The sequence below is a fragment of the Paraburkholderia sp. SECH4 genome (assembly GCF_030511745.1).
Taxonomy (GTDB): domain Bacteria; phylum Pseudomonadota; class Gammaproteobacteria; order Burkholderiales; family Burkholderiaceae; genus Paraburkholderia; species Paraburkholderia madseniana.
On sequence record NZ_JALOCP010000007.1, the window covers coordinates 12,616 to 36,637 of the forward strand.

Genomic DNA, 24,022 nt, shown 5'->3' on the forward strand with positions numbered 1-24,022 from the left:
CAACAAACCGGCAAGTGGTATCGGCAAGGAGGATGAGATCAAGCGAAGCGGCGCCAACGCAAAATAGCGTCGGCGCGCGTGAAGATGCGATCAATGCGACTAGTGCCCTCGCGCGCTTACAGACGAGCGATCGACACCTCCGTCGACTTCACCAGCGCGACCACTTCCGAGCCGACCTTCAGGTCGAGTTCGTCGACCGAACGTGTGGTAATCACCGAGGTGACGATACCGAACGGCGTGTCCACATCGACCTCGGACACCACCGGCCCGCGGATGATTTCCTTGACCTTGCCTTTGAACTGATTGCGTACGTTGATTGCGGAAATGCTCATGTCGAGTGACTCCAGAAAAGCGATTGAAAACAGTCAGTCAAGGGGTGTCAGACGGCCCAGCGGACGTCTGTCGGCCGCCGCGTGAGGCGGCCCTCGTCACGTGCGTCGTAAGCGCGATGGGACAGTGCGTCGTCGTTCGGCGCCGTCTTCAGTACGCGTTGCAACACATGTTCTTCCAGCGCTGCAAAACCGGCCGACGCACGCGCCCGTGGGCGCGCCAGCGGCACCGGCTGATCGAGCGCGATGCGCCCTTCTTCGATCAGCAGAATCCGGTCGCCGAGCGCGACGGCCTCATGCACGTCGTGCGTCACCAGCAGCGCGGTAAATTGATGTTCGCGCCACAGCCGTTCGATCAGCGCGTGCATTTCGATGCGCGTCAACGCGTCGAGCGCGCCGAGCGGTTCGTCCAGCAGCAGCAATTGCGGCCGATGCACCAGCGCCCGCGCCAGTGCCACACGCTGACGCTGACCACCGGAGAGCTGCGCGGGCCAGTCGTTGGCGCGCTCCAGCAAGCCAACTTCGTCGAGCACGGCGCGCGCATCTTCACGGGCGCTGCGGCCGAGGCCGAGCATCACGTTTTGCAGCACGCTCTTCCAAGGCAGGAGCCGCGCGTCCTGGAACATGATGCGCGTGTCGAGCGGCTGGCCGTCTTCGGCGCGCTTTTCGAGCACGCCCGAGGTGGCCTTCTCCAGACCCGCCACCAGGCGCAGCAAAGTCGATTTCCCGCAGCCGCTGCGGCCAACGATCGCCACGAAACTGCCGCGCTCGATCGACAGATCAAAATCGGACAGCACCGTGCGCTCGCCGTACTGCTTGCCGACGCCGCGCAATTCGACCGAAAAATCGCCAGAGCGGCGTGCGTCGTTGCGCGCCGATGCACCGGTCGCCGAAGGCACGACGCCCACGCGCTGGCGATCGTGCGCCGAATCCGCACGGTCGAAGCCGGCAGCCTCATCCGCGTCATGATCGACAGTGCGCGGTTGCGCCAGTTCGGCTTCGAGATCGCTGCCCGCGATGCCGCCGAACGAGGTCGACAATGTCGTTGCGCTCATGTTTTCGCTCCTCGTTGATAGGCAGGATGCCAACGCAGCGATACACGCTCGAGACTCTTGGCCAGCACGTCGGCAAGTTTGCCGAGTGCCGCGTACAGCAGGATGCCCACTACCACCACATCGGTTTGCAGGAATTCGCGTGCGTTCATCGTCATGTAGCCGATGCCCGACTGCGCGGAAATGGTTTCAGCGACGATCAGCGTGACCCACATCAGCCCGAACGCGAACCGCACGCCGACCAGAATCGACGGCAACGCCCCCGGCAAAATCACATGCCGGTACAGCGAAAAACCCTTCACGCCATAACTGCGCGCCATCTCGATCAGGTTGGCATCCACCGAACGGATACCGTGAAACGTGTTCACATAGACCGGGAAAAACACACCCAGTGCGACGAGAAACACCTTCGCCTCTTCCTCGATACCGAACCACAGGATCACGAGCGGAATCATCGCCAGCGCGGGAATGTTGCGGACCATCTGCACAGTCGAATCGAGCGCGATTTCAGCGGGTTTGAAGAGACCCGTGGCAAGGCCGAGCACGAGTCCGATGCCGCCGCCGATCGTAAAGCCCGACACCGCGCGCCACGTGCTGACCTTCACGTCCGCCCACATTTCGCCGGACTGGATCAGCGACCACGCGGCCTTCACGACCGCGAGCGGTTCGGGCAGCACACGCGTCGAGAGAATGCCGCTGCGCGCGGCGAATTCCCACGCCAGCAGAATCGCCAGCGGCACGAGCCACGGCGCCAGAGGCGCGCCGATGCGGCGCAATGCGCCGACGAGGCCCGCGCTGAAAGCCGCGCCCGAGCCTGCCTGTGTGCCTCGTTCCTCACTCACAGTGGATTGAGCCATGATGATTGTCCTCGTTGCTTATCGATGGGCGTCATTGCCGAACCGGGCGCAAGCGCTCAGCTCGAACTTGCCGCCTTCGGCAGATAGTTGTTGCCGACGATCTCGCCGAACGGCCCCGACAGCGGACCGCCCGCGACCTTGCTTTGATGGCCCGGCAGCAACGGGAACACCAATTCGGCGAAGCGATACGACTCTTCGAGATGCGGATAGCCGGACAGGATGAACGTGTCGATACCGAGCGCCGCGTACTCGTTCATCAGCGCGGCCACCTGCTCGGGATTGCCGACCAGCGCCGTCCCAGCACCACCGCGCACGAGACCGACGCCCGCCCACAGATGCGGATACACCTCGAGTTCCGCGCGTCCACCGCGCTTGCCGCCGTGCAACGCGGCCATGCGGCGCTGTCCTTCGGAATCCATCTTCGAGAACGAAGCCTGCGCACGGGAAATGGTTTCGTCGTCGAGCTTGCTGATCAGCTTGTCGGCGGCGGCCCATGCTTCTTCTTCGGTTTCGCGCACGATGACGTGAAAGCGAATGCCGAACTTGATCTTGCGGCCACGCGCTTCAGCGCGAGCGCGAATGTCGGTGATCTTCTTCGCGACGGCTGCGGGCGGTTCGCCCCACGTTAGATACGTGTCGATGTGATCGCCCGCGATGTCGTGCGCAGCCGCCGACGAACCGCCGAACCACAGCGGCGGATGCGGGTTCTGCACCGGCGGATACAGCGCCTTGCCGCCCTTCGAGACCAGATGCTTGCCGTTGAAATCGATCGCATCGTTGGTATGCGCGGCGGTCAGCAACTTGCGCCAGATATGCAGGAATTCGTCGGTGATTTCATAGCGCGTGTCGTGATCGACGAATACGCCGTCGCCTTCCAGTTCAGCCGAATCGCCGCCGGTCACGACGTTGATCAGGAGACGCCCATTCGACAGACGGTCGAAGGTCGCCGCCATGCGCGCCGCCAGACCCGGCGATGAGATGCCCGGACGGATCGCCACCAGAAACTTCAGACGTTTGGTCGCGGCGATCAGGCTGGACGCGACGACCCATGCGTCTTCGCACGAACGGCCGGTCGGCAGCAGCACGCCCTCGTAGCCGAGCGTATCGGCGGCGACGGCGATCTGCTGGAAGTAGTCGTAATCCGCTGCGCGTGCGCCTTGGGACGTACCGAGATAGCGGCTGTCGCCGTGAGTCGGAATGAACCAGAACACATTCATTTGCTGCTCCTGCTTGTTCGAAACTGGATTGAATGGAAACGGTGCGTCGAGTGAAAGTGCACACGCCGGCCGCGCGCCGCTGGTCGCGCACATCCATCCGGTACGAAAGCCGGAGATGCAAGCGCAAAAAGGAACGGAAAAACTGCGGCGAGGCGCGGACTAGCTCCGACAGCGCATCCGCAAGCGCGTGTGTGCCATGGAGCGGCTGAAGATCGGCATCAGGCAGGACATCGCGACGGCTTCCCTCGACCAGACGTGCGCGTGATGCGCTCGATTAAATGGGCGACGGCGGCAAACACCGTCTGCATGGAGAAACAGTCTATGGATCGGGGCGCGGCTTTTGAACGATTTTTTTTAGCTTAGGTTTTCCACTTTCGTGATTAGCCCGACGCTAAAGCATACGGATGTTGCGCCTTACCTACGCTGGAAGCCGGGCACCCCTATATATAATGGCGCCACGTTTCCAATAATCCGGTGCAGGCCGCGTGAACCACGCCGCCTGATCTCTCGCGGTGCAATGCATGCAAAAACTCATCCTGCCGTTCATCGCCGGTTTTCTGGCTTCCCTGTTCTTTCATGAATCGACTCTGGCGCTGCTGCACGCAGCCGGTCTGATCGACCCTACCGGTTTTTCGACCGCGCCGTTTTTGCCGCTCGGGCTGCCGGAGTTTATTGCGAACGCGATCTGGAGCGCATTCTGGGCTGTGCTGATGGCGTGGCTGTTGCGCGTTGCGCCGGGACGCCGCGCGCCGTGGGTGCCCGCCTTCGTGTTCGGCGGCCTTGCGTTGACGGCGGCGAGCGTGTTTGTGGTCGATCCGTTGCGCGGCATCTGGCCGAGCGGCAACATGCTGCCGCGCCTCGCGGTGGGTTTCGCGGCGAACGCGATGTGGGGCTGGGGCGCGCTGGTGTTCATGCGCGCATTCATGGCGAGCGAAGACGAAGACTGAGCGTCTTCCTGGTGTCTGCTTAACCTCGCAGATCTCGCAACGGGTGTTCGTTTGCCGGCCACGGGCTTTCGAACATCTTCGCCACGTCGGCGGCGCTCACGTCTTCGATACGCGCAAAACGCCAGCGTGGCGCGTTGTCCTTATCGATGATGCGCGCGCGAATCCCTTCGATTGTGTCGCCTTGCGCGAAGCACGTGCGCGTCAGATCGAGATCGCCGCGCAGCACGTCCGCCATCGAACCCTCCGCGCGCGTCACCACTTCCAGCGACACGGCCATCGACAACGGCGAACGTTCGCGCAACACGGCAATCGTCTGCTCAGCCCAATCGGCCGAATCGCCGCCGTGCTCCCGTTCCTGCTCCAGCGACGCGAGAATCTGCGTCATGTCAGGCAACGCGAAATGCCGGTCGATCAACGCTCGCGTGCTCGCTAGCGGTGAAGCGTCGGGTTCTGGTACGACCTGATGCTTAGCGGCCTCACGCTCGATGCTCGCCACCACGTCTGCACCACGTTCGAACGGCTCGCTGCGCAACGTATCGGCTAGCGCGGGCAATGCCGCGTCGTCGATATAGGCGTCGGCTAGACCTGCGTAGAGTGCGTCTGCTGCGCCGATCGTCTCGCCCGTGACCGCCAGATAGCGGCCGAGCGCGCCCGGCGTGCGCGCCAGAAACCAGCTCGCGCCGACATCTGGAAAGAGGCCAATGCGGGTCTCGGGCATCGCCATCTTCGTGGAGTTCGTCACCACCCGCAGGCCGCCGGTACGATGCGCGCCCTGCGAAATCCCCATGCCGCCGCCCATCACGACGCCATTCGTCAAGGCGATATACGGCTTCGGGTAAGTGAAAATCGCGTGATTGAGCCGGTATTCTTCAGTGAAAAACGTATCGCGCGCATCATGCTCGCCGCGCTGCGCCGACTCGTACAGAAAGCGGACATCGCCGCCCGCGCAGAACGCGCGCGGATGCTGGCTGCGCACCACCACGGCAAGCACGTCGGGATTTTCGCGCCACTGATCGAGCGCCGCGTGCATCGCGCGAATCATGCCGGTCGACAGCGCATTGAGCGCCTTCGGCCTCTCCAGTTCGATGAAACCGATGCGGTTGGCTACGTAAGTCGCGACTTCGTCGCTGACGGCGGGCGAGGCGGAAATAGACATGGAGAGCGAAGCGCGATGGCGCGAAATGAATCGGAACTGAACGTTATCACGCGCTCGCGGCTTTGGGCTTGGTGGCGGGCTTGACGCCTGTCTCAGCGGGCGATTCTGCGTGCGCTTCTGAGTGCGCTTCTGCGTGCAATTCCGCTGGCGCTTCAGCAGACTTTTTCTTGCCGGCACGCGTGGATTTTGCGGCGCCTTGCGACTGCCCGGCGGGTTGCATGCCCAGCCAGGTATCGAGCGCGACACCCACCACCGTATCCAGCGGCGCGCTCGGAAACACAGGGCATGTGAGGTTGAGCGCGACGATGCCGTGCAGGGTCGCCCAGAACGCCTCCGCCCACACGGCCACGTCCATCGATGCGGACAAGCGCCCTGCTGCTTTCAACTCTTCGAGGGCGCGGAGCATGATGTGTAACGCGGCGTCGCCGGGATCGTCGTCCGGTTTCGCAGGCGCAAGATTCGCTTTTCCGGACGCGGTGGAAGCCGCCGCGGTTGTTCCTGCGGCCGTTGTCCCAGCGGCCGTGGTTTCCACCGCTTCGCTCGCGGCGGTCACCCCTGCATCCGCCACGGCAGCCACCGCCCCACCCGCACCCTTACCAGCCGCGGCAGCCGCGCCGCCCAGCGCCGCGCCTGTGTAGCTCGGGTCTTCCATGAAGATCAGCCGATAGGTTTCCGGATGAGCAACACCGAATGCCACATAAGCACGCCCGAGCGCCTTCAAGCGCTCAGCCGGATCGGCGATCTGCGCGAGCGGCACGAAGGTGGCCAGCAATTGCGCATAACCTTCCGCACACAAGGCCTGCGCAATTTCATCGCGGCTCGCGAAGTGAAGGTACAGCGTGGCGGGTGAATACTCGATGGCGTCGGCAATCTTGCGCATTGACAGCGCAGCGAAGCCTTCGCGCATCACGATGCGCCGCGCTGCATCGAGGATGCGCTCGCGCAGCGCCTGTTTCTGGCGGCTTTTTCGTTCGACGATTCCCATGCCGGGCATTTTCGGCTTGACAAACTGAAATGTCAAATTAAACTGAACACTGTTTACTGAACGGTGTTCACTAAATTCTCATCGATCAGACAAGCTCACCCAGGCGCAATACGGCGCCGTCTTCAGGAGTCGTTCATGCAAGCTACAGGGAAAGTAGGTTTATTCGGCGCCGCGGGCGCCGCCGGTCAAATCATCGGGGCGGCGCTGAGCGCGGCGGGCCGTGATTACCGGGTAGTCGGCCGCTCGCGCGCGCCGCTCGAGGCGGCCTTCGGCCACGACCCGCATGCGGAAATCGTCACGTGGAATCCGGACGACCCGGCTTCGATCAGCGCCGCGGCGGCCGGTTTGCAGACGGTGATCTATCTGGTGGGCGTGCCCTACGATCAGTTCGCCTCGCATCCGCCACTCATGCAAAAAACCCTCGACGGCGTGACGGCGGCAGGCGTCGAACGCTTCATTCTGATCGGCACCGTGTATCCGTACGGCCGCGCGCGCGGCAATCCGATTAGCGAAAATCATCCGCGTGAGCCCCATACGTTCAAAGGCAAGATGCGGCTCGAGCAGGAAAAACTGGTGCTGGCGGCACACGGGCGCGCGAGCGGGTCTACCAGTTTGTCGACGCTGGTGCTGCGCCTGCCGGATTTCTACGGTCACTGCATCGAACGCAGTCTGATCAACGGCATATTCGAGGGCGCGGCGCACGGCAAGCGCGCGCAGGTGATCGGGCCGGTGGATGTGCAGCACGAATTCATCTACCTGCCGGATATCGGACCAGTGGTCGAGAAACTCACACGTACGCCCGAAGCGTACGGCCGCTGGTGGCATCTGGCCGGCACGGGCACGATCACGCAGCGCGAAGTGGCGAGACAGGCTTATGCGCTAGCGGGCCGCGAGCCGAAGCTGATGGTGGCCGGCAAGACCATGCTGCGCGTGCTCGGCCTCTTCAATCCGCTGATGCGGGAACTGGTGGAGATGAACTACCTGATGACCGAGCCGGTTGTGCTTGACGACTCGGCACTGACACAACTGCTCGGTCCGATCGCCAAAACCTCGTACAAAGACGGTATCCGGCATGCGTTCGACGCCGCGCGCGCAGCGGCATCGGCGAATACGGACACGCAACGGGACGCCGCGAAAACGGCCTGATTGTGGACGGCTTTCGCAAGCGAGCGGCTTTAAAGCGCGTTTTTTGTGCGTGTGCGAATGAACCGGATCAGCCCGCCATGTTGCCGGGCGGAAAGTGGCCGCTCTTGAGCAACACAGGCGTGCCATTGCTGATCTGCAAATGTTCGCGCGCAACCGCCTCGATGTGTGGACGTCCGGCGTCGAACGCGCGCATCCAGCCTTCGAGATCCTCGGTGTACGCGCCGAAGTGATCCTCGAGCGCCTCGACCGAGATCGCGCACGGCACCGGTTCGCCGTCCACGAGCGCGCGAAAGACCACCGTCAGATTGGAGTCGCGGTAAGCGGGCGCGTCCGCGGGAAACCGAATTTCCATGGTCGCCTCATCAGAAGGATCCGGCAGGAAACGGACACCGGGGAGTACCGGCCGCCCCGGATATGCCCGCTATGGTACTCGCGCGACTGGACTGCGGTCCAGCCTCCAGCGCCCGCCTGATCAACGTCGTACGCCCCATGCCGATAAGCTTCGCAGGCAAATCGACACGCCGGATTGCACTTGTGCCGACTGCTTCGGTCGAACCGGTTCATCGGCACGATCCGTGCTGACGCAGTGACGCCTTTTCGAGGTCAGCGAACACAGTATGGGAAAATATTTCCTGCAGAACCACGAACTGCCTGAACCGGATGCGGCAAACACCTGGTTTGCTTACGCAGAAAGCCATGGCATCGACATTCCGAGAGCCATCAGCATCTGGGAAGACGCAGCGACCGAAAGCGGCTCGGAAAGCCGCCAGTTGGTCCGCGCGGCAGGCATCACGATCGAAACGCCTTAGCCGTGTGGGCACACGCCCCGTGTGTGTGGCGAGCCTCGATACCTATTTGAAAGGAAACATCACGATGCATTTCATGACGCAACTGCGCCGCTCCGGCCGCTTCCTACCCAGCAGCGCCGCGCTTGCTCTCGTCCGCAGGGCGTCCCTGTCTGCCGCGCTGCCCGCCGCCGTGCTGCTCGGCGCGGGTCTCGCGGGCTGCGCATCGTCGAACACCACCTCGCTGATCAATCTGCCGAACGGCCAGACGGGTTTTGCGGTGAACTGCAGCGGCGCCGACGCCGCGTCCAGTTGGGCCTCCTGCTACGTGCAGGCCGGCAAGGCGTGTGGCGCAACCGGCTACGACATCGTGTCGAAAGACAACGACGAAGGCGGCGCCGCGGGCGGCAGCGTCACGAACGTCGTATCGGCTAACGTGAAAAACCGTTCGATGATCGTGCGCTGCAAGTAACGCTCAGTGGACGCTCAATGAGCGCTCAGTGCGCCTGCATCTTCGAGAACATGTTCAGCACGGCGACCCCGGCAATGATCAGCCCGAGCCCGATGATGGCCGGCACGTCCGGCACTTGCCGGTACATCACGACCGCGACCAGCGTAATCAGCACGATGCCGGCGCCTGACCACACTGCGTAGACGATGCCCACCGGAATAGTCTTCAGCGTGAGCGACAGGCAATAGAACGCGATGCCGTAGCCGATCACCACGACCGCTGCGGGCAGCAGCCGCGAAAAACCTTCCGAGGCCCGCATGGCGGAGGTCGCGATGACTTCGGCAACGATCGCAATGGCGAGCAACGCATAAGGCGGCATCCGCATCGCCTCAGGCCTTTGCAAGCGCGAGCTTGCTGTAGTCGTGGCCGAGGTGCGCGCACAGCGCTTCCACCACCAGCTCATGATCGGCGCGTTGCGGCAAACCGGACACCGTGATCGAGCCGATCACGCCGGCGCCCGCCACCGTCAGTGGAAACGCGCCGCCATGGGACGCATATTCCGTGACCGGCAAGCCGTGCTTGTCGGCGAGCGTGCTGCCTGCCTGTTGCATCTTCAAACCGATCGCATACGAACCGCGCCGGAAATGCGCGACCGTGTTGCCCTTGCGACGCGCCCAGTCGACGTTGTCCGGCGTCGCGCCCTCGAGCAAGCTGAAGAACAGCGGCTGACCGAATGTGCGCACGTCGATAGCCGCGGCAATGCCGCGTGCTTTCGCGACTTCGTGCAGATAGGCGCCGATCTGCCATGCGCGGTCGGCATCGAATTGCGGGAACACCAGCGCTTGTTCCTGAGCGGCAATCACCTGTAGATCGTGAGCGATATCCATGGAGTTCTGAACAAGGTAAGAAGTGAAGCGCAGGCCGTTGCACATGCATCCCGGCGCGCGAAGAGAACCTGGATTCTAGCGCAGCGTGCAACGCAGGCCTTCCGGCATACGACGCCGGCAATGCACGCCGCGACTTTGGAGGCCGCTGCGCTTTGGCGTTCCGCTTTGAAGTTCGCCCGCAGCGGCGCGCATTGAAGCCGGTTCTTAACAAGCTATTGCGCTGGTCGCCGCTTTGTTCTATAATCTTTTCTTCGACGGACGCGGGGTGGAGCAGTCTGGCAGCTCGTCGGGCTCATAACCCGAAGGTCGTAGGTTCAAATCCTACCCCCGCAACCAAGTAGCGCTTAAGTAGCTAAATCGGTTCGAAGACGTCGAAAAACTTCAAAGGCTTGCCCAACCGGCAGGCCTTTTTTGTTTTCTGTCTCCCGTTTTCCGCCTCGCGGCTGCGTGCGCTGACGCCCGCTCGTGCCCGTTGATCCGGACTCCAAACATATCCGCATTTTTCCTCCACAGTATTCGCAATGCCGTCGCATCGACGGGCGCCTGATCAGCGAAATTCCCCACCCCACACCGACTGGCCCACACCGTCATGGCCCGCTCCCGACAAAGCTCGCCCCAGTGATAAACTCCCATCACCCTTTCTCGTCCCCTTCCTATGAAATTCTGTTCTGTCTGCGGCCACGGCGTCAGCCTGAGCATTCCGCCGGGTGACAACCGCGAGCGCTTCGTGTGTGGAAGTTGCGGTACGGTGCATTATCAGAATCCGCGCAACGTGGTCGGCACCGTCCCGGTCTGGGACGACAAAGTGCTGCTGTGCCGTCGCGCGATCGAACCGCGCTACGGCTACTGGACGCTGCCGGCAGGCTTCATGGAAATGGGTGAAACCACCGCCGAAGCGGCTTCGCGCGAAACGCTGGAAGAAGCCGGCGCCCGCGTCGAGGTGCAGAGCCTGTTCTCGCTGTTGAACGTGCCGCACGTGCATCAGGTGCATCTGTTCTATATGGCGCGCCTGCTCGATCTCGACATCGCCGCCGGCGAAGAAAGCCTCGAAGTGAAACTCTTCGAGGAACACGACATTCCGTGGGACGAGATCGCCTTCCCCACCGTCGGCCAGACTTTGCGTTTCTTTTTCGCCGACCGTGCCGCCGGCAGCTTCGGGCTGCATACGGGCGACATCTTCCGCTCGCTGCGCGAAGGTTGAGCGGCGCGCATGGTTCCCTGGCTCGGACCTGACGATCCGTTTCCCTCCGTCGAGCGCGCGCTCGGCGCGGCAAGCGGCGCACCCGGCCTGCTCGCCGCCAGCGGCGACCTGCTGCCGTCGCGGCTGATCGACGCCTATCGGCGCGGCATCTTCCCCTGGTATTCGGACGGCCAGCCGGTGCTGTGGTGGAGTCCTGATCCGCGCATGATCCTGCGCCCCGCCGAGTTCAAACTATCGCCGTCACTGCGTAAAACGCTCAAGCGCGTGCTGCGCGAGGACGCGTGGGAAATCCGTGTCGACCATGATTTTGCAGCTGTTATGCGCGCCTGTGCGCAGGCGCCGCGACGCGGCCAGCGCGGCACGTGGATCACCGCGGATGTCGTCGAAGCGTATTCGTCGCTGCACCGGGTCGGCGATGCACACAGCATCGAAACCTGGTTCGAAGGCAAACGCGTAGGCGGTTTGTACGGGGTGTCGTTCGGCCGGATGTTCTTCGGCGAATCGATGTTCGCGGAGGTCACCGATGCGTCGAAAATGGCGCTGGCCGCGCTTGTCGGACACTTGCGCTGTCACGAAATAGAAATGATAGACTGCCAGCAGAACACGTCGCATCTGGCGTCGCTGGGCGGTCGCGAGATAGCGCGCAAAGCGTTCATCGCGCATGTTCGCGCGTCTGTCGATGCACCGCCGATTCCCTGGCGTTTCGACAAGACCGTCTTGCACGATGTCGTAGCGCCGGCGGCGTAGGAAAAATCAGGCCGAATCCGGATCCGTCGCCAACCGAGCCGCGGGTCACGAGCCGCGGGTTTCAAACCGCAAGGCGCCGGGTTTGCAATACCAGAGACGCTTCGAGAGCTGCCAACGTGACTCATCCCAACGAGCTGCCTCTTTCTCCGCTTTCGGCGCTGCAATTTTATGCAACGGCGCCCTATCCCTGCAGTTATCTGGATGGACGCATCGCGCGTTCGCAAGTCGCCACGCCCAGTCACCTGATCAACTCCGACGTCTATACCGACCTCGTCAAAGCCGGCTTCCGTCGCTCGGGCGTGTTCACCTACCGCCCGTATTGCGATGGCTGCCGCGCCTGCGTGCCGGTGCGCGTGCCGGTCGATCATTTCGAGGCGAACCGCACGCAACGCCGGGTGTGGAAGAAGCACGGCGAGCTGATCGCAACGGTTGCCCCGCTGCATTACGACGAAGAGCACTACGCGCTCTATATGCGCTATCAATCGGCGCGGCATGCCGGCGGCGGCATGGACCGCGACAGCCGCGACCAGTACGAACAGTTCCTGCTGCAGAGCCGGATCAACTCGCGGCTGGTCGAATTCCGCGAGCCGCTGCCGGACCATCCGTCAGCACCGGGCATTCTGCGCATGATCAGCATGATCGACATCCTCGGCGACGGGCTCTCGTCGGTGTACACGTTCTTCGAACCGGGACTGCCGCACACCAGCTTCGGCACCTACAACATCTATTGGCAGATCGAGCAGGCGAAAAGCCTCAAGCTGCCCTACGTGTACCTCGGCTACTGGATTCGCGAGAGCCCGAAGATGGCGTACAAGGCGAATTTCCGGCCGCTCGAAGGTTTGATCGACGGTGTCTGGAAGGTGCTCGATCCAACCAGCATCGATCTGCCGCCGGTCGATCTGGCGATTCAGGGTCGGCGCGGGCCGCTGCGGCCTTAACCCCGGCCATAAGGTAACCCGAAGGTGGCCACAACGTGGCCATAACGGTCCCTACCAGTTAGTCTCATTAATGCCCCAAAGCCGGTAAAATGGCGGGTTCCCATTTTCCGGCCGCCCGGCTTCGTCCCGTGTTCAGTTCCCTCTACCCGCTCGTACGCGCCCAACTCTTTCGCATGGACGCGGAAGACGCTCACCACCTGACTTTGCGCATGCTCGGCGCCGCGGGCCGCACCGGCCTTGCCGGCGCGCTCGCGCCACGTGTGCCGGATTCGCCACGCACCGTGATGGGGCTGACGTTCCGTAACCCGGTCGGGCTCGCCGCGGGCCTCGACAAGGACGGCGCGTGCATCGACGGTCTGGCGGCGCTCGGCTTCGGCTTCATTGAAGTGGGCACGGTCACGCCGCGCGCGCAGCCGGGCAACCCGCGTCCGCGCATGTTCCGCCTGCCCGAGGCGAATGCCGTGATCAACCGGATGGGCTTCAACAATGCGGGTGTCGACCAGTTCGTCCAGAACGTGCAGGCCGCGCGCTATCGCGGCATTCTCGGGCTGAACATCGGCAAGAACGCCGACACGCCGATCGAGCGCGCCGCCGAAGACTATCTGTACTGCCTCGAACGCGTGTACCCGTTCGCGAGCTACGTGACGGTCAACATCTCGTCGCCGAATACGAAGAATCTGCGCCAGTTGCAAGGCGCGGGCGAACTCGACGCGCTGCTCGCGGCGCTTAAGGACAAGCAGCAGCGTCTGGCCGACATGCACGGCAAGCTGGTGCCGCTCGCCCTGAAGATCGCGCCGGATCTCGACGACGAGCAGATCAAATCGATCGCCGATACGCTGTTGCGCCACAAGTTCGAAGGCGTGATCGCCACCAACACCACGCTGTCGCGCACCGCCGTCACCGGTATGCAATACGGCGATGAAGCCGGCGGCCTGTCGGGCAAGCCCGTGTTCGACGCGTCGAACGAAGTGATCCGCAAGCTGCGCGCCGAAGTCGGCGAAACGGTGCCGATCATCGGCGTGGGCGGGATTTTCTCGGGCGAAGATGCGCGCGCCAAGCTCGCGGCAGGTGCTTCGCTGGTGCAGCTCTATACCGGCTTCATCTATCGCGGACCCGCGCTGGTGGCTGAATGCGCGCAGGCGCTGCGCTAAGCCGCCCGTGACCCGCCTCCGTAATATAGACATAAACAAACGATATTTAGGTTTCGATAGTCTGCTTTGTTATGCTTTCGTCTGTTAAAACGCCAGACGAACAAAAAAGGAACTCGATGAAATTTGGCTTGCTGAAAAAGATGCTCGTCGCCGGCCTGATCGGCGCGTCGTTCACCGCGGTCACCGCCCACGCGGACGACCTGCTCGACCAGGTCAAACAACGCGGCACGCTGCGCATCGGCCTGGAAGGCACCTTCCCCCCGTTCAATTCGAAAGCGCCGTCGGGCGAACTGGTCGGCTATGACGTCGACATCGCCAAGGCCGTTGCGGCCAAGCTCGGCGTGAAGCCGGAATTCGTCACGACCGAGTGGAGCGGCATCATCGCCGGTCTGCAGGCGAACAAGTTTGACGTGATCGTCAACCAGGTCGGCATTACGGACGCACGCAAGCAGGCACTCGACTTCTCGCCGGCGTACACGTACTCGGCCGCGCAACTGATCCAGCGCAAGGACGACACGCGCCAGTTCAAATCGCTCGACGATCTGAAGGGCAAGAAGCTCGGCGTCGGTCTGGGCACCAACTACATGGACATGGCGAAGTCGGTGCCGGGCATCGACGTGAAGACGTACCCGGGCGCGCCTGAATACCTGCGCGATCTGGCCTCCGGCCGTCTGGATGCGGCGCTGAACGACCGCCTGATGCTCGCGTATCTGATGAAGAACTCGCAACTGCCGCTGCGCACGGGCGCGACGGTCGGCGCGGGCAACCCGTCTGGCATTCCGTTCAGGAAGGGCAACCCGAAGTTCGCCAAGGCGATCGACGACGCGATGACCCAGCTCGAAGCGGACGGCACGTTCTCGAAGATTTCGGACAAGTGGTTCGGCATCGACGTCAGCAAGCCGATCAAGTAACGCACGCCGGATGAAACGAGGGGCGGCATCGTCGACGATGCCGCCCTTCGCTTTTGTCCATGATGTGCCCCCATGTGCACTTTGCGCGTCAACCTTACCCACCGCTCATGTCCACCACTTCCCTGCTCGTCCAATCGCTTCCTGTGCTCGCACAGGGCGCCGTCCTGACGGTCAAGTTCGCGGTTCTGTCGATGATCTTCGGCCTGCTTGCCGGCGCCGTGCTCGCGGTGATGGGCGTCAGCCACAACCGCGCGTTGAACTGGATCGCGCGCGTTTATGTGAGCGTGTTCCGCGGCACGCCGCTGCTGGTGCAGATCTTCGTGATCTATTACGGCTTGCCGAGTCTCGGTATTTCGCTCGACCCCACGCCTGCGGGCGTGATCGCGTTGTCGGCGAACGTGGCGGCGTATCTGTCGGAGAGCATGCGCGGCGCGATTCTCGGCATTCCCAACGGCCAGTGGCTGGCCGCTTATAGCCTCGGGCTCTCGCGGCGTCAGACATTACGCTACGTGATCGCGCCGCAGGCCTTGCGCATCGCCGTGCCGAGTCTGTCGAACAGTTTGATCAGCCTGATCAAGGATACGTCGCTGGTGTCGGTGATTACCGTGACCGAGTTGCTGCGCAGCGCGCAGGAAATCATCGCGTCGACCTATCAGCCGCTGCCGCTGTACCTCGCGGCAGCCGCGGTCTACTGGGTGCTGTGCCAGGTGCTCGAGTGGGTGCAGCACTGGTACGAAAAGCGCCTGGCGCTGCCGTCGCGCCACTGAAGAGCCTCCACACCTCCCCGCCAACCTACCGGCTGGCAGCTAGCGCCGCTGCATCCAGCGGCGCTCCGAAGCGCTCGAAGCGCGGTTTGTAGAAGTGATCCGGGTCGAGCGAAAACGCGACGTGACGCGTGCGGCCCATCAGTTCCTTGCGCGGAAAGAAACCGAAGTAACGCGAGTCGGCGCTGTTGTCGCGATTGTCGCCGAGCATCAGATACTCGCCTTGCGGCACGAGCACCGGACCGAACGAATTGCGCGGACTCGGCGCCTCAGGTGCAAGCCGCACCGTGTGCGTAACGCCGTCGAAGCGTTCGGTCAGATAGTCGCCGGGGGATGTCGCATCGCCCGGCAACGGCTTGAGTTTCAGCGGCTGATAACGTGCGCGCACGCCGTTCACATACAGCACGTTGTCGCGCATCGCGACGCTGTCGCCGGGCAAGCCGATCAGACGCTTGACGATCAATTCATGCGCGGCCGAAGAATCGATCGTGACGATGTCGCCGCGCTGCGGATCGTGCAGATGCGCGATCGTGATATGGGTGAGCGGCACGCGCAGATCGTAGGCCATCTTGTCGACGAAAATCCGGTCGCCTTCGCGAATCGTCGGCAACATCGAGCCGCTCGGCACGACGTTCCAGTCGGCCACGGCGCTGCGAAACAGCACCATCAGGAACAGAAAGGCGACGAGGCTCTTGTTGTCGCGCCACAGTTTTCCAAGCATGCGCATCGCAGGCGGCTCCAGTGGAAGGTGATCGAAAGCTGTGGGTACGCGGCCCTTTTTGTTCGAGTCCGCGCGCCCGCGCAAATCGTACCACCGCCGCGGGAAGCAACGCGGCGACGGACTCTCACTCCCCCGCGAACTTGAGCCCCAACGCAGCACGCGCCGCATCGGCCATCTCGATCATCTGCAACGACTTACTGTGCGGCATCAGCGGGCTCTCAATCTGCCCCGCTCGAATCAGCTCGCAGAAATGCGCGGTCTCGTAGTTCAGACCGCCGCCTTCGAACGGCTCGTCGAGCTCGACCACACGACCGTCGGCGTACCGGATCGTCGCGCGCGCCGGATTCCACCATGGTTCATGAATCGTGACATGGCCGCTCGTGGCCATCAGCAACGCGTCGCCCTTGCCGTGCAGGTCGAGTCCGCAGAACAACTGAGCGATGCCGCGCTCATGCTGGCTGTTCAGGCTCGCGAACGTATCGACGCCGGTCGAGCCGAGCCGTCCGAGCGTCTGTACCTCACGCGGCGCACCGAGCCAGTCGATCGCGAGAAACATCTCGTAGACGCCGATATCGAGCAGCGCGCCGCCCGCATGCTCGAACGACAGCGACGGATGATCGTCCGGCACGCCCGGCACCGAGCAGCCGGCGCGCACGAGACCTACCTCGCCGATCGGCTCGGCATCCAGATGCGCGCGCAACTTTCTGTACAGCGGATAGAACGGCGGCTTCATGGCTTCCATGAAAAGCCGTTGCTCGGCGCGCGCGACCTCGAGTACACGCTCGAGTTGCGGCTTGTTGATGGTGGCGGGTTTTTCGCACAGCACGTGCAGACCGGCTTTAAGCGCGGCGATCGCGTAATCGGCGTGACTGTCCTGGACGGTGGCGATATAAAGCGCGTCGATACCGCTCGCGAGCAGCGCGTCGAAACTCGCGCACACCTCGCCGCCGAATTCCCCGGCGAAGGCCATGGCCGGTTCGGCGCGGCGTGACCACAGCGCGCTCAGCGACGCCTGCGGCACATGATTGAGTCCAAGAGCGAAGCGACGGGCAATGCGGCCCGTCCCGACGATCCCCCAGCGAATCACGCCGCCCCCAGGGGCTTCTTGCAGTGCAATTGTCATCGTTCCTTCGAGTCCGTGCAGTTCAGAACAGGCGCTATTGTGACGCAAGCCACGCGCGCATGCGCAGGCATGCTGTCGCGCCGTTCGTTATGCAAGGTCCCGCAGGAAGGCACCCCCAGTTGCTACTGGTAGCGGCCGCGCTCAGCGCACCGGGGGCTCCGGCGTAAAGTTGCTGCCGAGCTCTTCCGTGGTGTAGTCGATCATCGCCAGCGAGGCGAGTTCCGCTTCCTTCGGATCGCGCCGTTCGATCGCTTCGACCACGCGCTGATGCGTGCTCACCGCCTTCTCCCACATCCCGTCCTTCTGATTGACGATCGGGTTGACGGTCGACAGCGCGCCGCGAATGATGGCCGCCATCTGCTTGAAGAACTGATTGCCGCTCGCCACCACGATGCGGGCATGGAACAGTTCGTCGGCGGCCTGATAGCCGGCCTCGCCCGGCCGGATCACGCGGAACGCGTCGAACGCCTCGCGAATCGCGGCGATGTCGGCCGCACTGCCCCGCGCGGCCGCCTGCGCCGAAGCACGCGGTTCGATCAGGATGCGAAACTCGATCACGTCGCGCAGAAACAGCGGATCGGGTTTCGCGCGAAAGCGCCAGTTCACGACGTCCTCGTCGATCATGCGCCAATCGCTCATCGGCCGGATGCGCGTGCCGATCTTGGGCCGCACGTCCAGCATGTCGCGCGCGAGCAGCATCGACAGCGCCTCGCGCATGACGGTGCGGCTGACGTCGAATTCCTTCGACAGCACGTCCTGCGGTGGCAGGATGGCGCCGTACTTCTCTTCGACAATGCCGGTCACGAGTCCATCCATGACTTTGCTGACCAGCGATCGATCCTTGTTTGCCTGTTCCATTTTGACACTCTCCCCGAAGCGGTGTTTGCCCCCGCGTAGCCTGTTGATCAAGCAGCCCTCATGTGTCGTTTTATCCAGGTGTCGTTGTTCTTTTACGATACGTTGCTAGCTTCGAAACGGTTGCGCCAGTTGGGAAACGTCCTGAGAGGGTTATCCCTCTGAAGAATTGTTTCGTTCATGTAACGCCGCATGTTTTGACGGGCCATAAGCTTGCGTCTCAAGCGTGCCTGCGTTGCGAAATTTGCATAGTGCGAAGACGCACGTAGCGAATCGATTTGTCTGATCCACACGCCCTGGACGGTTCCGGACAGGCGCGAAAGCACTTGCGCAACGATGCGGCGCTTCAGGGGCCGAGCATCGTCGGCAAAAGAATGCGAAAAAATCGCGGGCAAATTGAAAGGAAATCCGGCGCACTCACCGCTTCAGCAGCGGGCTGATCGTGACCGGCGTTCCGACCGGCATTGTCACCGGCGCCTCGAACGGCTTGGCCACCGATCCATAGCGCCCGCCAAAAAAGATCAGCGGCGCGTGTTCGTCGAGCGAGAACACCAGCACTTCACCGACGAAAAGCGTGTGGTCGCCGCACGGATGCCGGTCCACCATGCGCGCCGCGAAACGGGCGGCGGCGTGTTCGAGCAGCACCACGTCCGGCAAGCCGTCCACCGGCGCGAAGCGCGGCGCAAGCCGGCCCTGCGGCTCACCGGCGAAGTGGCGGCTATGGGGTTCCTGGGTGTCGGACAACACACTCACACCGAACCTCGCGCTGTTCATCAGACGCTCGTGCATGCGTGCGCGGTGCCCGACCGACACGACGATCAGCGGCGGCTTGAGCGAACCCGACATGAAGGCATTGGCGGTCATCGCATGCATCCCGTCGCCACTGCCGGTCGAAATCACCACGACGCCGGTGGCAAAACGCCCGAGCGCATGGCGGAAACGGCGCTCGTCGAAGCTCGCCACGTTCAGGTCTGCTGCGTTTGAGGCCGCCGCACTCAAAGCGGTCGTGCCCGCGCAGGCAGTACCTGAACCGGCCGCGCCGCCTGCGCTGCAGGCCACAGGGTCCTGCAACGTCGCGGCACGCACCGCCTGCTGTGCGTCAGCGTGAAGTACCCGCGCCTGCATGGCCGCTCTCCTGATCGCGGCCGTATTGATCGTCGAAGCGCACGATGTCGTCTTCGCCGAGATAGCCGCCTGATTGCACCTCGATCATTTCAAGCGGCGTCTTGCCCGGATTTTCGAGCCGGTGCGTGACGCCGAGCGGAATATACGTCGACTGATTCTCCGAGAGCAGGAAACACGCATCGCCGCGCGTGACGCGCGCGGTGCCGCGCACCACGATCCAATGTTCCGCGCGATGGTGATGCATCTGCAACGACAGACGCCCGCCCGGCTTGACGACGATGCGCTTCACCTGGAAGCGCTCCCCGCGCTCGAGCGAGTCGTAAAAGCCCCACGGCCGGCCGACCTTGCGATGCTCCTGCACCTCCGCGCCCTGCTCCGCCTTCAGGCGGCTGACGATCGCCTTGACGTCCTGTACGCGATCTTTCGCGGCGACCAGCACCGCGTCGGCGGTCTCGACCACCACCACGCCGCTCACGCCGACACACGCGACGAGGCGCCCCTCGGAATGCGCGAAGCTGTCGGTCGAGTCCTCGAACATCACGCGGCCACGCGCGACGTTGCCGCACGCGTCCTTATCGGACGCTTCCCATACCGAATCCCAGGCACCCACGTCCGACCAACCCGCGACCAGTGGCACCGCGACGCCGGCGAGGCGAGCGTCGATGGCGACGCGCTCCATCACCGCGTAGTCGATCGAGTCGGAAGGACACGCAGCGAACGCTTCACGCGCCAGATGCAGCGTGCCGTCGCCATCCACGGCGGCATGCTCGAAAGCCGCCGCGCAAGCCGCCGCGATCGCGGGCCGGCACAACTCGATGGCCGCGAGCCACACCGACGCGCGCACCACGAACATGCCGCTGTTCCACCAGTACTCGCCGGAGGCGACATAGCGTCCGGCGAGTTCCGCATCGGGCTTCTCGACGAAGCGTTCGATCGCACGCGCCCCGCGCGCGCCGAGCGCCATACCTGTGCGGATATAGCCGTAACCGGTTTCCGCGCGCTGCGGCGGCACGCCGAGCGTCACGATCGCCCCGCGCGCGGCGTGAGAGAGCGCTTCTGCAAGCGCCGCGCCGAAAGCCGCATGATCGGCAATCAGATGGTCCGCCGGCAACGCGACGAGGATCGGATCGTCGCCGGCCGCGGCTGCCGCGCGCGCGGCCAACGCCGCAACGGTCAGCGCCGGCGCGGTATTGCGCGGCACCGGTTCGAGCACCATCCGCACCGGCCGGGCGCACTGCTCGAGCCGTTCGAGCGTTTGCAGGCGCAGGTCCTCGCAGCACATCACGAGCGGCGTGCCCATGCTCAGCGTGGCCGCGGTTGGCCTCTCAGTCGGCCTCTCAGCCGCCGTCGCACTGTGCCCCGCAGTGGCGAACGCAAGGTCGATCCGGCGCAAGGTCGCTTCGAGCAGCGATTCACCGCCCATCAGGCCGATCAGTTGTTTCGGATTACGTTCGCGCGACAACGGCCATAGCCGCGTGCCGGATCCACCCGCGAGAATCACCGGCTGGACGCACAAACGCGTGGCCTTTCCGGTGACACCCGCAGCCGACACGATCGGATTGCCTGGTTCAACGATGCGATTCATGTGCGATTCCCGTTATGTTCAATCTGGTCTGTTAGTGCTTTTATTGTGTGCAATGCGCGTGGCGCACCGCCTTCGCCCGATCAACGGCGGTCAATCGAAACAGCGCGCGGCAAGCGGTTTGCGCGCAATGAAGTGAAACCACCACGTGTCGCTGATTTCCACGTCGTCAGCGATACGGTTGCCTTCGCAACTGCCGAATACCGCGCTGCTCTCAAAGCCGATCTGCGCGAGTTGCCGGCGCTGCTCACGCAGCGTCGTATAGACGATCACAATGCCGAAGTTGTGCGCCGCCGCCGTCTTCACTGCGTAGTCGCCGTAGTCGTGATTCAGCTTTACGTTACGCATATAGTTCAGCGTGCCGAGCTGAAAGTGCCGCATCGAACGCAGCGTGCGCCAGCCGAGCTTGAGCGGATTAAAGGTGAAGTGCGGCAGCAATTGCCAGATGTTCTCGTGGTAACCCGGGCCGCCGCGGTTGTGCGAAGAAAACAGCACATAACCGCCGGGCCGCACCACGCGGTACATCTCTTCGAGAATCGTCACGCGATCGTCGTAGTCCACACAGTCGATGCCGTTCCAACTGAACTCCGCGAGCCCGTAATGCCCGGATGGCAGCGCCGACATATCGCGCGCATCCATATGCCGCAAGTCGAGCCCGGGATAGCGCGATTGCGCGATCTCCAGCAGCTTCAGCGTGTAGTCGACGCCGATGTAATCGTTCGAGATCGATGTCATCAGCGGAATCGTGCGGCCGGTGCCGATGCCGATATCGAGCAAGGGCTCGCCGACGCAGCGCGGCGCAAGCCACTCGAACGCGGCCTGTTCGCCAGGGTCCGAGAAGGTCTTCTCGATCGTGAATACGCGAGTGGCGTCCGGCGAATTCCATGCGACACGGTTGATGCGGTCCAGCTCGGATTGGCTGCTCATGGCTTACTCCATCTCAGTGGGGGTGCGTCGGATCGACAACCAGCGTGCTTGCGCACTGGTGCGCAAGCGGTTCGCTGCATCGACATGACGTCGCGTGTTCATTGCGCTTCCCCTGATAGACGAAGCGCACGCGCACGTTTTAGAAGCCACTGTGTGGCGCGCGCATGCCGCCAGCCAAGCCGCGCGTGGAGCGGTTCGACGGCAATGGATGGTTCCGGCTGATGGCCCTCGCCAAAGGTGTTTGCAAAGAAATCCTCGAAGTATGACATCACGTTTTCCTGCGCACGGGCCGAGAGAATCGCGTGGTCGGTGCGCTCGCAAAACGTCACCCCAATCCGGCCGAAGCGCCGCAGCCGTCCGCCGCGCGCACCGAAGTAACGTTCAAGCTCCTCGACGCCCTCGTCCAGCACACCGTAGAAAAGACGCGTATGGACGCCTCGCGCGTGCAACGCGGTGAAGAGGCGTTGCTCGTCCTTCGATCCCAGCTGCATTGCGCAGATGCGTTCGATCCGGTCGGCGAGCGTCGCGCCAAACCTGGCCGCGAAGCGCGCCGCCAACTCGCGCGCGACCGGCAATCCGCCCGTCTGCCCGCGCACGACGCGAAGCCATTTGCGCGGCTGGCACATCGAGCGCAAGTAGTTGCGCGTCGAGCCGAAAGCGGCGACGGGAACGGTCGGCTTGCCGTGTTCATCGCAGATGTTCTGCCAAGTGAACTTCTGCAAATTGACCAGCACGGCGCCGATCACCGCCGGTTCACGCGATGCGGCATGCAGACCGACGAAGGCCCCCGCGCAGATGCCGAGCAGCACTGCGCCGCGATGTCCCTGCGCCGTCAACCAGCGCGCCGCGCACGCGGCATCGTCGGCACCCGCTTGCGCGTACAGAGCATCGAGACTCACCGCGTCGAGCGATGGCTGGCTGTCGCCCAGACCGCCAAGGTCGACACGCAGCGATGCGATACCCTGGCGCGCGAGGCGTCGGGCACAGCGCACGCTGAGTCGCGCATTGCCGATGCGCGACACGGCACCGGTATTCACCATCAGCACTGCGGGTGCTTCAGCGTCAGAACGCGATACAGGTACGCAATAGATGCCGGACATCCGGCCACCCTCGAGCCACACCGGCGTTTCGACGACGCCCGGTTCGACTATGTGTCCTGTGGTGTGGTCATCGAGGCGCTCCGCCATATGGCCCGACACCTGGTCAGCAAGGCAATCCGCCATACCGTCCGCGCCGCTCCCGGCAGTCAGGCGCTCACGCGCAACCGGGTCACCGGCAGCGCCAGCCAGCCAGTCTTCGATCGATTGAAACGCCGCCCGCGGAATCGCGCTATCGAGCGACTCCATCATGAACTTGCCGTATTCGTCGAACGACTGCCGCTCTACCTGCATACCCTGTTCACGATAATGCGCAACCAGCGCGTCGACCCGCGCGGGGTCCAGGGAATCGAGCACCAGCACACGCTCGGCGGGCCGCGCGGCATCGCGCCGCAAATCGACTGCGCGCAAGCTCTCTAGGGTGTCGCTATAGAGACGAAAACCGTATGCTTCGACGAATGCGTCGGTATCGGGCTCGGCTTCGCAATCCATCGCGGCCGGCATCAGCAGCCACTTGCGGTAGTGCGCCCGCAACTCGCGCTGATAATTCTTGCCCGACAACACCGGCGCCAGCATCACCAGCCCATCCACGCCGCCGAGTTCCTGAGCGGCGAGCGCCGCGAGCGTGCCGCCGAGCCGCAGCCCGCACAGGGTCACGCGCTCGACACCGGTGGTCTCACGCAGCAGCGCCACCGCTTGCTTGATGCTGTCGATCCACGCGCGCCAGCGGCCGGGCTCGCTCGCCTCGCCCGCCGCATCGCCGGTGCCTGGATAGTCGAACCGCAGCACCGGCATGCCGCGCGCGGCAAGCCGCTCGGCCAGCCGCCGCATGCCGCGATAGGTGCACAGTGCGTCGTACCCGAACGGGGAACACAGCACCACGCCACCTGGCCCCTCCGCCGGATGCAACCATCCGAACCGGCCATCGAACAATACTGGCCTCACGCTAGGCTCCTCACCGCATATTTCCGCTTTCGATCACTACAACAAACGCCGTCTGCTTCATCTGTACGTCCTCCCACATTAGGTCGGACACCGATGCTTATGCGGCTTGCTGATTGACACGCC

General features: G+C 63.5%; 25 protein-coding genes, 1 tRNA gene and 1 pseudogene. 11 read left to right on the forward strand and 16 right to left on the reverse strand.

What is annotated here, in order from left to right; all coding sequences use genetic code 11:
• Positions 1-116 precede the first annotated feature (116 nt).
• Genes M0D67_RS12250 through ssuD form a run of 4 tightly spaced genes read right to left on the reverse strand, consistent with a single transcriptional unit; the run spans position 117 to position 3,455 of the window.
• On the reverse strand, positions 117-332 hold the full coding sequence (locus tag M0D67_RS12250; RefSeq protein WP_011488137.1) for a molybdopterin-binding protein: 216 nt from the start codon (positions 330-332) through the stop codon (positions 117-119).
• 47 nt (positions 333-379) lie between these two features.
• Positions 380-1,384 carry an ATP-binding cassette domain-containing protein gene (locus tag M0D67_RS12255; protein ID WP_154561323.1) on the reverse strand — a complete coding sequence of 335 codons (1,005 nt, stop codon included), beginning with the start codon at positions 1,382-1,384 and terminating at the stop codon, positions 380-382.
• A complete protein-coding gene (gene ssuC, locus M0D67_RS12260; protein WP_154561325.1) occupies positions 1,381-2,238 on the reverse strand; it encodes an aliphatic sulfonate ABC transporter permease SsuC in 858 nt (285 codons plus the stop codon). Before ssuC ends, M0D67_RS12255 begins: the two co-directional genes overlap by 4 nt.
• Before the next feature lie 56 nt (positions 2,239-2,294).
• The gene (gene ssuD, locus M0D67_RS12265; RefSeq protein ID WP_266238888.1) at positions 2,295-3,455 is read right to left on the reverse strand and encodes an FMNH2-dependent alkanesulfonate monooxygenase; all 1,161 of its coding nucleotides are present in this window, start codon (positions 3,453-3,455) and stop codon (positions 2,295-2,297) included.
• A gap of 521 nt (positions 3,456-3,976) precedes the next feature.
• Here ssuD and M0D67_RS12270 point away from each other — a divergent pair.
• Positions 3,977-4,402 carry a hypothetical protein gene (locus tag M0D67_RS12270; RefSeq protein WP_154561329.1) on the forward strand — a complete coding sequence of 142 codons (426 nt, stop codon included), beginning with the start codon at positions 3,977-3,979 and terminating at the stop codon, positions 4,400-4,402.
• Positions 4,403-4,421: 19 nt separating this feature from the next.
• Here the strand turns inward: M0D67_RS12270 and M0D67_RS12275 are convergent, their stop codons facing one another.
• Both M0D67_RS12275 and M0D67_RS12280 read right to left on the reverse strand, forming a co-directional pair.
• On the reverse strand, positions 4,422-5,558 hold the full coding sequence (locus tag M0D67_RS12275; protein WP_266238889.1) for an enoyl-CoA hydratase/isomerase family protein: 1,137 nt from the start codon (positions 5,556-5,558) through the stop codon (positions 4,422-4,424).
• 46 nt (positions 5,559-5,604) lie between these two features.
• Positions 5,605-6,543, reverse strand: coding sequence for a TetR/AcrR family transcriptional regulator (locus M0D67_RS12280; RefSeq protein WP_154561333.1), 939 nt, complete (start codon positions 6,541-6,543; stop codon positions 5,605-5,607).
• A gap of 135 nt (positions 6,544-6,678) precedes the next feature.
• Here M0D67_RS12280 and M0D67_RS12285 point away from each other — a divergent pair, with 135 nt between their 5' ends.
• Complete coding sequence (locus M0D67_RS12285; protein ID WP_154561335.1) at positions 6,679-7,689, forward strand: NAD-dependent epimerase/dehydratase family protein; 1,011 nt, start codon at positions 6,679-6,681, stop codon at positions 7,687-7,689.
• A gap of 67 nt (positions 7,690-7,756) precedes the next feature.
• Here the strand turns inward: M0D67_RS12285 and M0D67_RS12290 are convergent, their stop codons facing one another.
• Positions 7,757-8,041, reverse strand: coding sequence for a DUF1488 domain-containing protein (locus tag M0D67_RS12290; protein WP_154561337.1), 285 nt, complete (start codon positions 8,039-8,041; stop codon positions 7,757-7,759).
• 265 nt (positions 8,042-8,306) lie between these two features.
• Between M0D67_RS12290 and M0D67_RS12295 the strand changes: the two genes are divergently transcribed.
• Together M0D67_RS12295 and M0D67_RS12300 are read left to right on the forward strand one after the other, a co-directional pair.
• A complete protein-coding gene (locus M0D67_RS12295; RefSeq protein WP_266238890.1) occupies positions 8,307-8,498 on the forward strand; it encodes a hypothetical protein in 192 nt (63 codons plus the stop codon).
• A 64-nt stretch (positions 8,499-8,562) separates the two neighbouring features.
• A complete protein-coding gene (locus M0D67_RS12300) occupies positions 8,563-8,946 on the forward strand; it encodes a hypothetical protein (protein ID WP_154561456.1) in 384 nt (127 codons plus the stop codon).
• A 25-nt stretch (positions 8,947-8,971) separates the two neighbouring features.
• Here the strand turns inward: M0D67_RS12300 and M0D67_RS12305 are convergent, their stop codons facing one another.
• Complete coding sequence (locus M0D67_RS12305; protein WP_154561341.1) at positions 8,972-9,310, reverse strand: multidrug efflux SMR transporter; 339 nt, start codon at positions 9,308-9,310, stop codon at positions 8,972-8,974.
• Positions 9,311-9,314: 4 nt separating this feature from the next.
• Positions 9,315-9,812: a heme-degrading domain-containing protein gene (locus M0D67_RS12310; protein ID WP_266238891.1), complete on the reverse strand. Its 498-nt coding sequence runs from the start codon at positions 9,810-9,812 to the stop codon at positions 9,315-9,317.
• 259 nt (positions 9,813-10,071) lie between these two features.
• On the opposite strand from M0D67_RS12310, the gene M0D67_RS12315 reads away from it, so the two are divergent.
• The 7 genes from M0D67_RS12315 (at position 10,072) to M0D67_RS12345 (ending at position 15,527) form a co-directional block, all read left to right on the forward strand.
• Positions 10,072-10,148, forward strand: a tRNA-Met gene (locus M0D67_RS12315).
• Positions 10,149-10,467: 319 nt separating this feature from the next.
• Positions 10,468-11,013: an NUDIX hydrolase gene (locus M0D67_RS12320; RefSeq protein ID WP_097392281.1), complete on the forward strand. Its 546-nt coding sequence runs from the start codon at positions 10,468-10,470 to the stop codon at positions 11,011-11,013.
• A 9-nt stretch (positions 11,014-11,022) separates the two neighbouring features.
• Complete coding sequence (aat, locus tag M0D67_RS12325) at positions 11,023-11,760, forward strand: leucyl/phenylalanyl-tRNA--protein transferase (protein WP_154561345.1); 738 nt, start codon at positions 11,023-11,025, stop codon at positions 11,758-11,760.
• A 116-nt stretch (positions 11,761-11,876) separates the two neighbouring features.
• On the forward strand, positions 11,877-12,698 hold the full coding sequence (locus M0D67_RS12330) for an arginyltransferase (protein ID WP_168435741.1): 822 nt from the start codon (positions 11,877-11,879) through the stop codon (positions 12,696-12,698).
• An 89-nt stretch (positions 12,699-12,787) separates the two neighbouring features.
• On the forward strand, positions 12,788-13,849 hold the full coding sequence (locus M0D67_RS12335; protein WP_154561347.1) for a quinone-dependent dihydroorotate dehydrogenase: 1,062 nt from the start codon (positions 12,788-12,790) through the stop codon (positions 13,847-13,849).
• 116 nt (positions 13,850-13,965) lie between these two features.
• Positions 13,966-14,760: a cystine ABC transporter substrate-binding protein gene (locus M0D67_RS12340; protein WP_093632562.1), complete on the forward strand. Its 795-nt coding sequence runs from the start codon at positions 13,966-13,968 to the stop codon at positions 14,758-14,760.
• A 107-nt stretch (positions 14,761-14,867) separates the two neighbouring features.
• Positions 14,868-15,527: an amino acid ABC transporter permease gene (locus tag M0D67_RS12345; protein ID WP_154561349.1), complete on the forward strand. Its 660-nt coding sequence runs from the start codon at positions 14,868-14,870 to the stop codon at positions 15,525-15,527.
• A 25-nt stretch (positions 15,528-15,552) separates the two neighbouring features.
• Here M0D67_RS12345 and lepB read toward each other — a convergent pair whose 3' ends face one another.
• From lepB to M0D67_RS12380, 7 genes and pseudogenes are all read right to left on the reverse strand, one after another.
• The gene (lepB, locus tag M0D67_RS12350; RefSeq protein WP_154561351.1) at positions 15,553-16,251 is read right to left on the reverse strand and encodes a signal peptidase I; all 699 of its coding nucleotides are present in this window, start codon (positions 16,249-16,251) and stop codon (positions 15,553-15,555) included.
• A gap of 118 nt (positions 16,252-16,369) precedes the next feature.
• Positions 16,370-17,368 (reverse strand): Gfo/Idh/MocA family protein, encoded by a 999-nt coding sequence (locus M0D67_RS12355; RefSeq protein ID WP_154561353.1) that lies wholly within the window; start codon positions 17,366-17,368, stop codon positions 16,370-16,372.
• Positions 17,369-17,509: 141 nt separating this feature from the next.
• The gene (locus M0D67_RS12360; RefSeq protein WP_154561355.1) at positions 17,510-18,226 is read right to left on the reverse strand and encodes a FadR/GntR family transcriptional regulator; all 717 of its coding nucleotides are present in this window, start codon (positions 18,224-18,226) and stop codon (positions 17,510-17,512) included.
• Positions 18,227-18,643: 417 nt separating this feature from the next.
• Positions 18,644-19,126 (reverse strand): annotated as a pseudogene (locus M0D67_RS12365) (flavin reductase family protein); the annotation flags it as partial.
• A 196-nt stretch (positions 19,127-19,322) separates the two neighbouring features.
• Positions 19,323-20,933 (reverse strand): mannose-1-phosphate guanylyltransferase/mannose-6-phosphate isomerase, encoded by a 1,611-nt coding sequence (locus M0D67_RS12370; protein WP_266238892.1) that lies wholly within the window; start codon positions 20,931-20,933, stop codon positions 19,323-19,325.
• Positions 20,934-21,023: 90 nt separating this feature from the next.
• On the reverse strand, positions 21,024-21,857 hold the full coding sequence (locus M0D67_RS12375; protein ID WP_154561359.1) for a class I SAM-dependent methyltransferase: 834 nt from the start codon (positions 21,855-21,857) through the stop codon (positions 21,024-21,026).
• Positions 21,858-21,955: 98 nt separating this feature from the next.
• Positions 21,956-23,899 (reverse strand): alpha/beta fold hydrolase, encoded by a 1,944-nt coding sequence (locus M0D67_RS12380; RefSeq protein WP_168435742.1) that lies wholly within the window; start codon positions 23,897-23,899, stop codon positions 21,956-21,958.
• Positions 23,900-24,022 lie beyond the last annotated feature (123 nt).

What these genes read in the sequence shown, in the direction of transcription:
- M0D67_RS12250 (WP_011488137.1), bottom strand. Translation starts at nt 332, where the DNA reads ATGAGCATTTCCGCAATCAACGTACGCAATCAGTTCAAAGGCAAGGTC.
- M0D67_RS12255 (WP_154561323.1), bottom strand. Translation starts at nt 1,384, where the DNA reads ATGAGCGCAACGACATTGTCGACCTCGTTCGGCGGCATCGCGGGCAGC.
- ssuC (WP_154561325.1), bottom strand. Translation starts at nt 2,238, where the DNA reads ATGGCTCAATCCACTGTGAGTGAGGAACGAGGCACACAGGCAGGCTCG.
- ssuD (WP_266238888.1), bottom strand. Translation starts at nt 3,455, where the DNA reads ATGAATGTGTTCTGGTTCATTCCGACTCACGGCGACAGCCGCTATCTC.
- M0D67_RS12270 (WP_154561329.1), top strand. Translation starts at nt 3,977, where the DNA reads ATGCAAAAACTCATCCTGCCGTTCATCGCCGGTTTTCTGGCTTCCCTG.
- M0D67_RS12275 (WP_266238889.1), bottom strand. Translation starts at nt 5,558, where the DNA reads ATGTCTATTTCCGCCTCGCCCGCCGTCAGCGACGAAGTCGCGACTTAC.
- M0D67_RS12280 (WP_154561333.1), bottom strand. Translation starts at nt 6,543, where the DNA reads ATGGGAATCGTCGAACGAAAAAGCCGCCAGAAACAGGCGCTGCGCGAG.
- M0D67_RS12285 (WP_154561335.1), top strand. Translation starts at nt 6,679, where the DNA reads ATGCAAGCTACAGGGAAAGTAGGTTTATTCGGCGCCGCGGGCGCCGCC.
- M0D67_RS12290 (WP_154561337.1), bottom strand. Translation starts at nt 8,041, where the DNA reads ATGGAAATTCGGTTTCCCGCGGACGCGCCCGCTTACCGCGACTCCAAT.
- M0D67_RS12295 (WP_266238890.1), top strand. Translation starts at nt 8,307, where the DNA reads ATGGGAAAATATTTCCTGCAGAACCACGAACTGCCTGAACCGGATGCG.
- M0D67_RS12300 (WP_154561456.1), top strand. Translation starts at nt 8,563, where the DNA reads ATGCATTTCATGACGCAACTGCGCCGCTCCGGCCGCTTCCTACCCAGC.
- M0D67_RS12305 (WP_154561341.1), bottom strand. Translation starts at nt 9,310, where the DNA reads ATGCGGATGCCGCCTTATGCGTTGCTCGCCATTGCGATCGTTGCCGAA.
- M0D67_RS12310 (WP_266238891.1), bottom strand. Translation starts at nt 9,812, where the DNA reads ATGGATATCGCTCACGATCTACAGGTGATTGCCGCTCAGGAACAAGCG.
- M0D67_RS12320 (WP_097392281.1), top strand. Translation starts at nt 10,468, where the DNA reads ATGAAATTCTGTTCTGTCTGCGGCCACGGCGTCAGCCTGAGCATTCCG.
- aat (WP_154561345.1), top strand. Translation starts at nt 11,023, where the DNA reads ATGGTTCCCTGGCTCGGACCTGACGATCCGTTTCCCTCCGTCGAGCGC.
- M0D67_RS12335 (WP_154561347.1), top strand. Translation starts at nt 12,788, where the DNA reads ATGGCGGGTTCCCATTTTCCGGCCGCCCGGCTTCGTCCCGTGTTCAGT.
- M0D67_RS12340 (WP_093632562.1), top strand. Translation starts at nt 13,966, where the DNA reads ATGAAATTTGGCTTGCTGAAAAAGATGCTCGTCGCCGGCCTGATCGGC.
- M0D67_RS12345 (WP_154561349.1), top strand. Translation starts at nt 14,868, where the DNA reads ATGTCCACCACTTCCCTGCTCGTCCAATCGCTTCCTGTGCTCGCACAG.
- lepB (WP_154561351.1), bottom strand. Translation starts at nt 16,251, where the DNA reads ATGCGCATGCTTGGAAAACTGTGGCGCGACAACAAGAGCCTCGTCGCC.
- M0D67_RS12355 (WP_154561353.1), bottom strand. Translation starts at nt 17,368, where the DNA reads ATGACAATTGCACTGCAAGAAGCCCCTGGGGGCGGCGTGATTCGCTGG.
- M0D67_RS12360 (WP_154561355.1), bottom strand. Translation starts at nt 18,226, where the DNA reads ATGGAACAGGCAAACAAGGATCGATCGCTGGTCAGCAAAGTCATGGAT.
- M0D67_RS12370 (WP_266238892.1), bottom strand. Translation starts at nt 20,933, where the DNA reads ATGAATCGCATCGTTGAACCAGGCAATCCGATCGTGTCGGCTGCGGGT.
- M0D67_RS12375 (WP_154561359.1), bottom strand. Translation starts at nt 21,857, where the DNA reads ATGAGCAGCCAATCCGAGCTGGACCGCATCAACCGTGTCGCATGGAAT.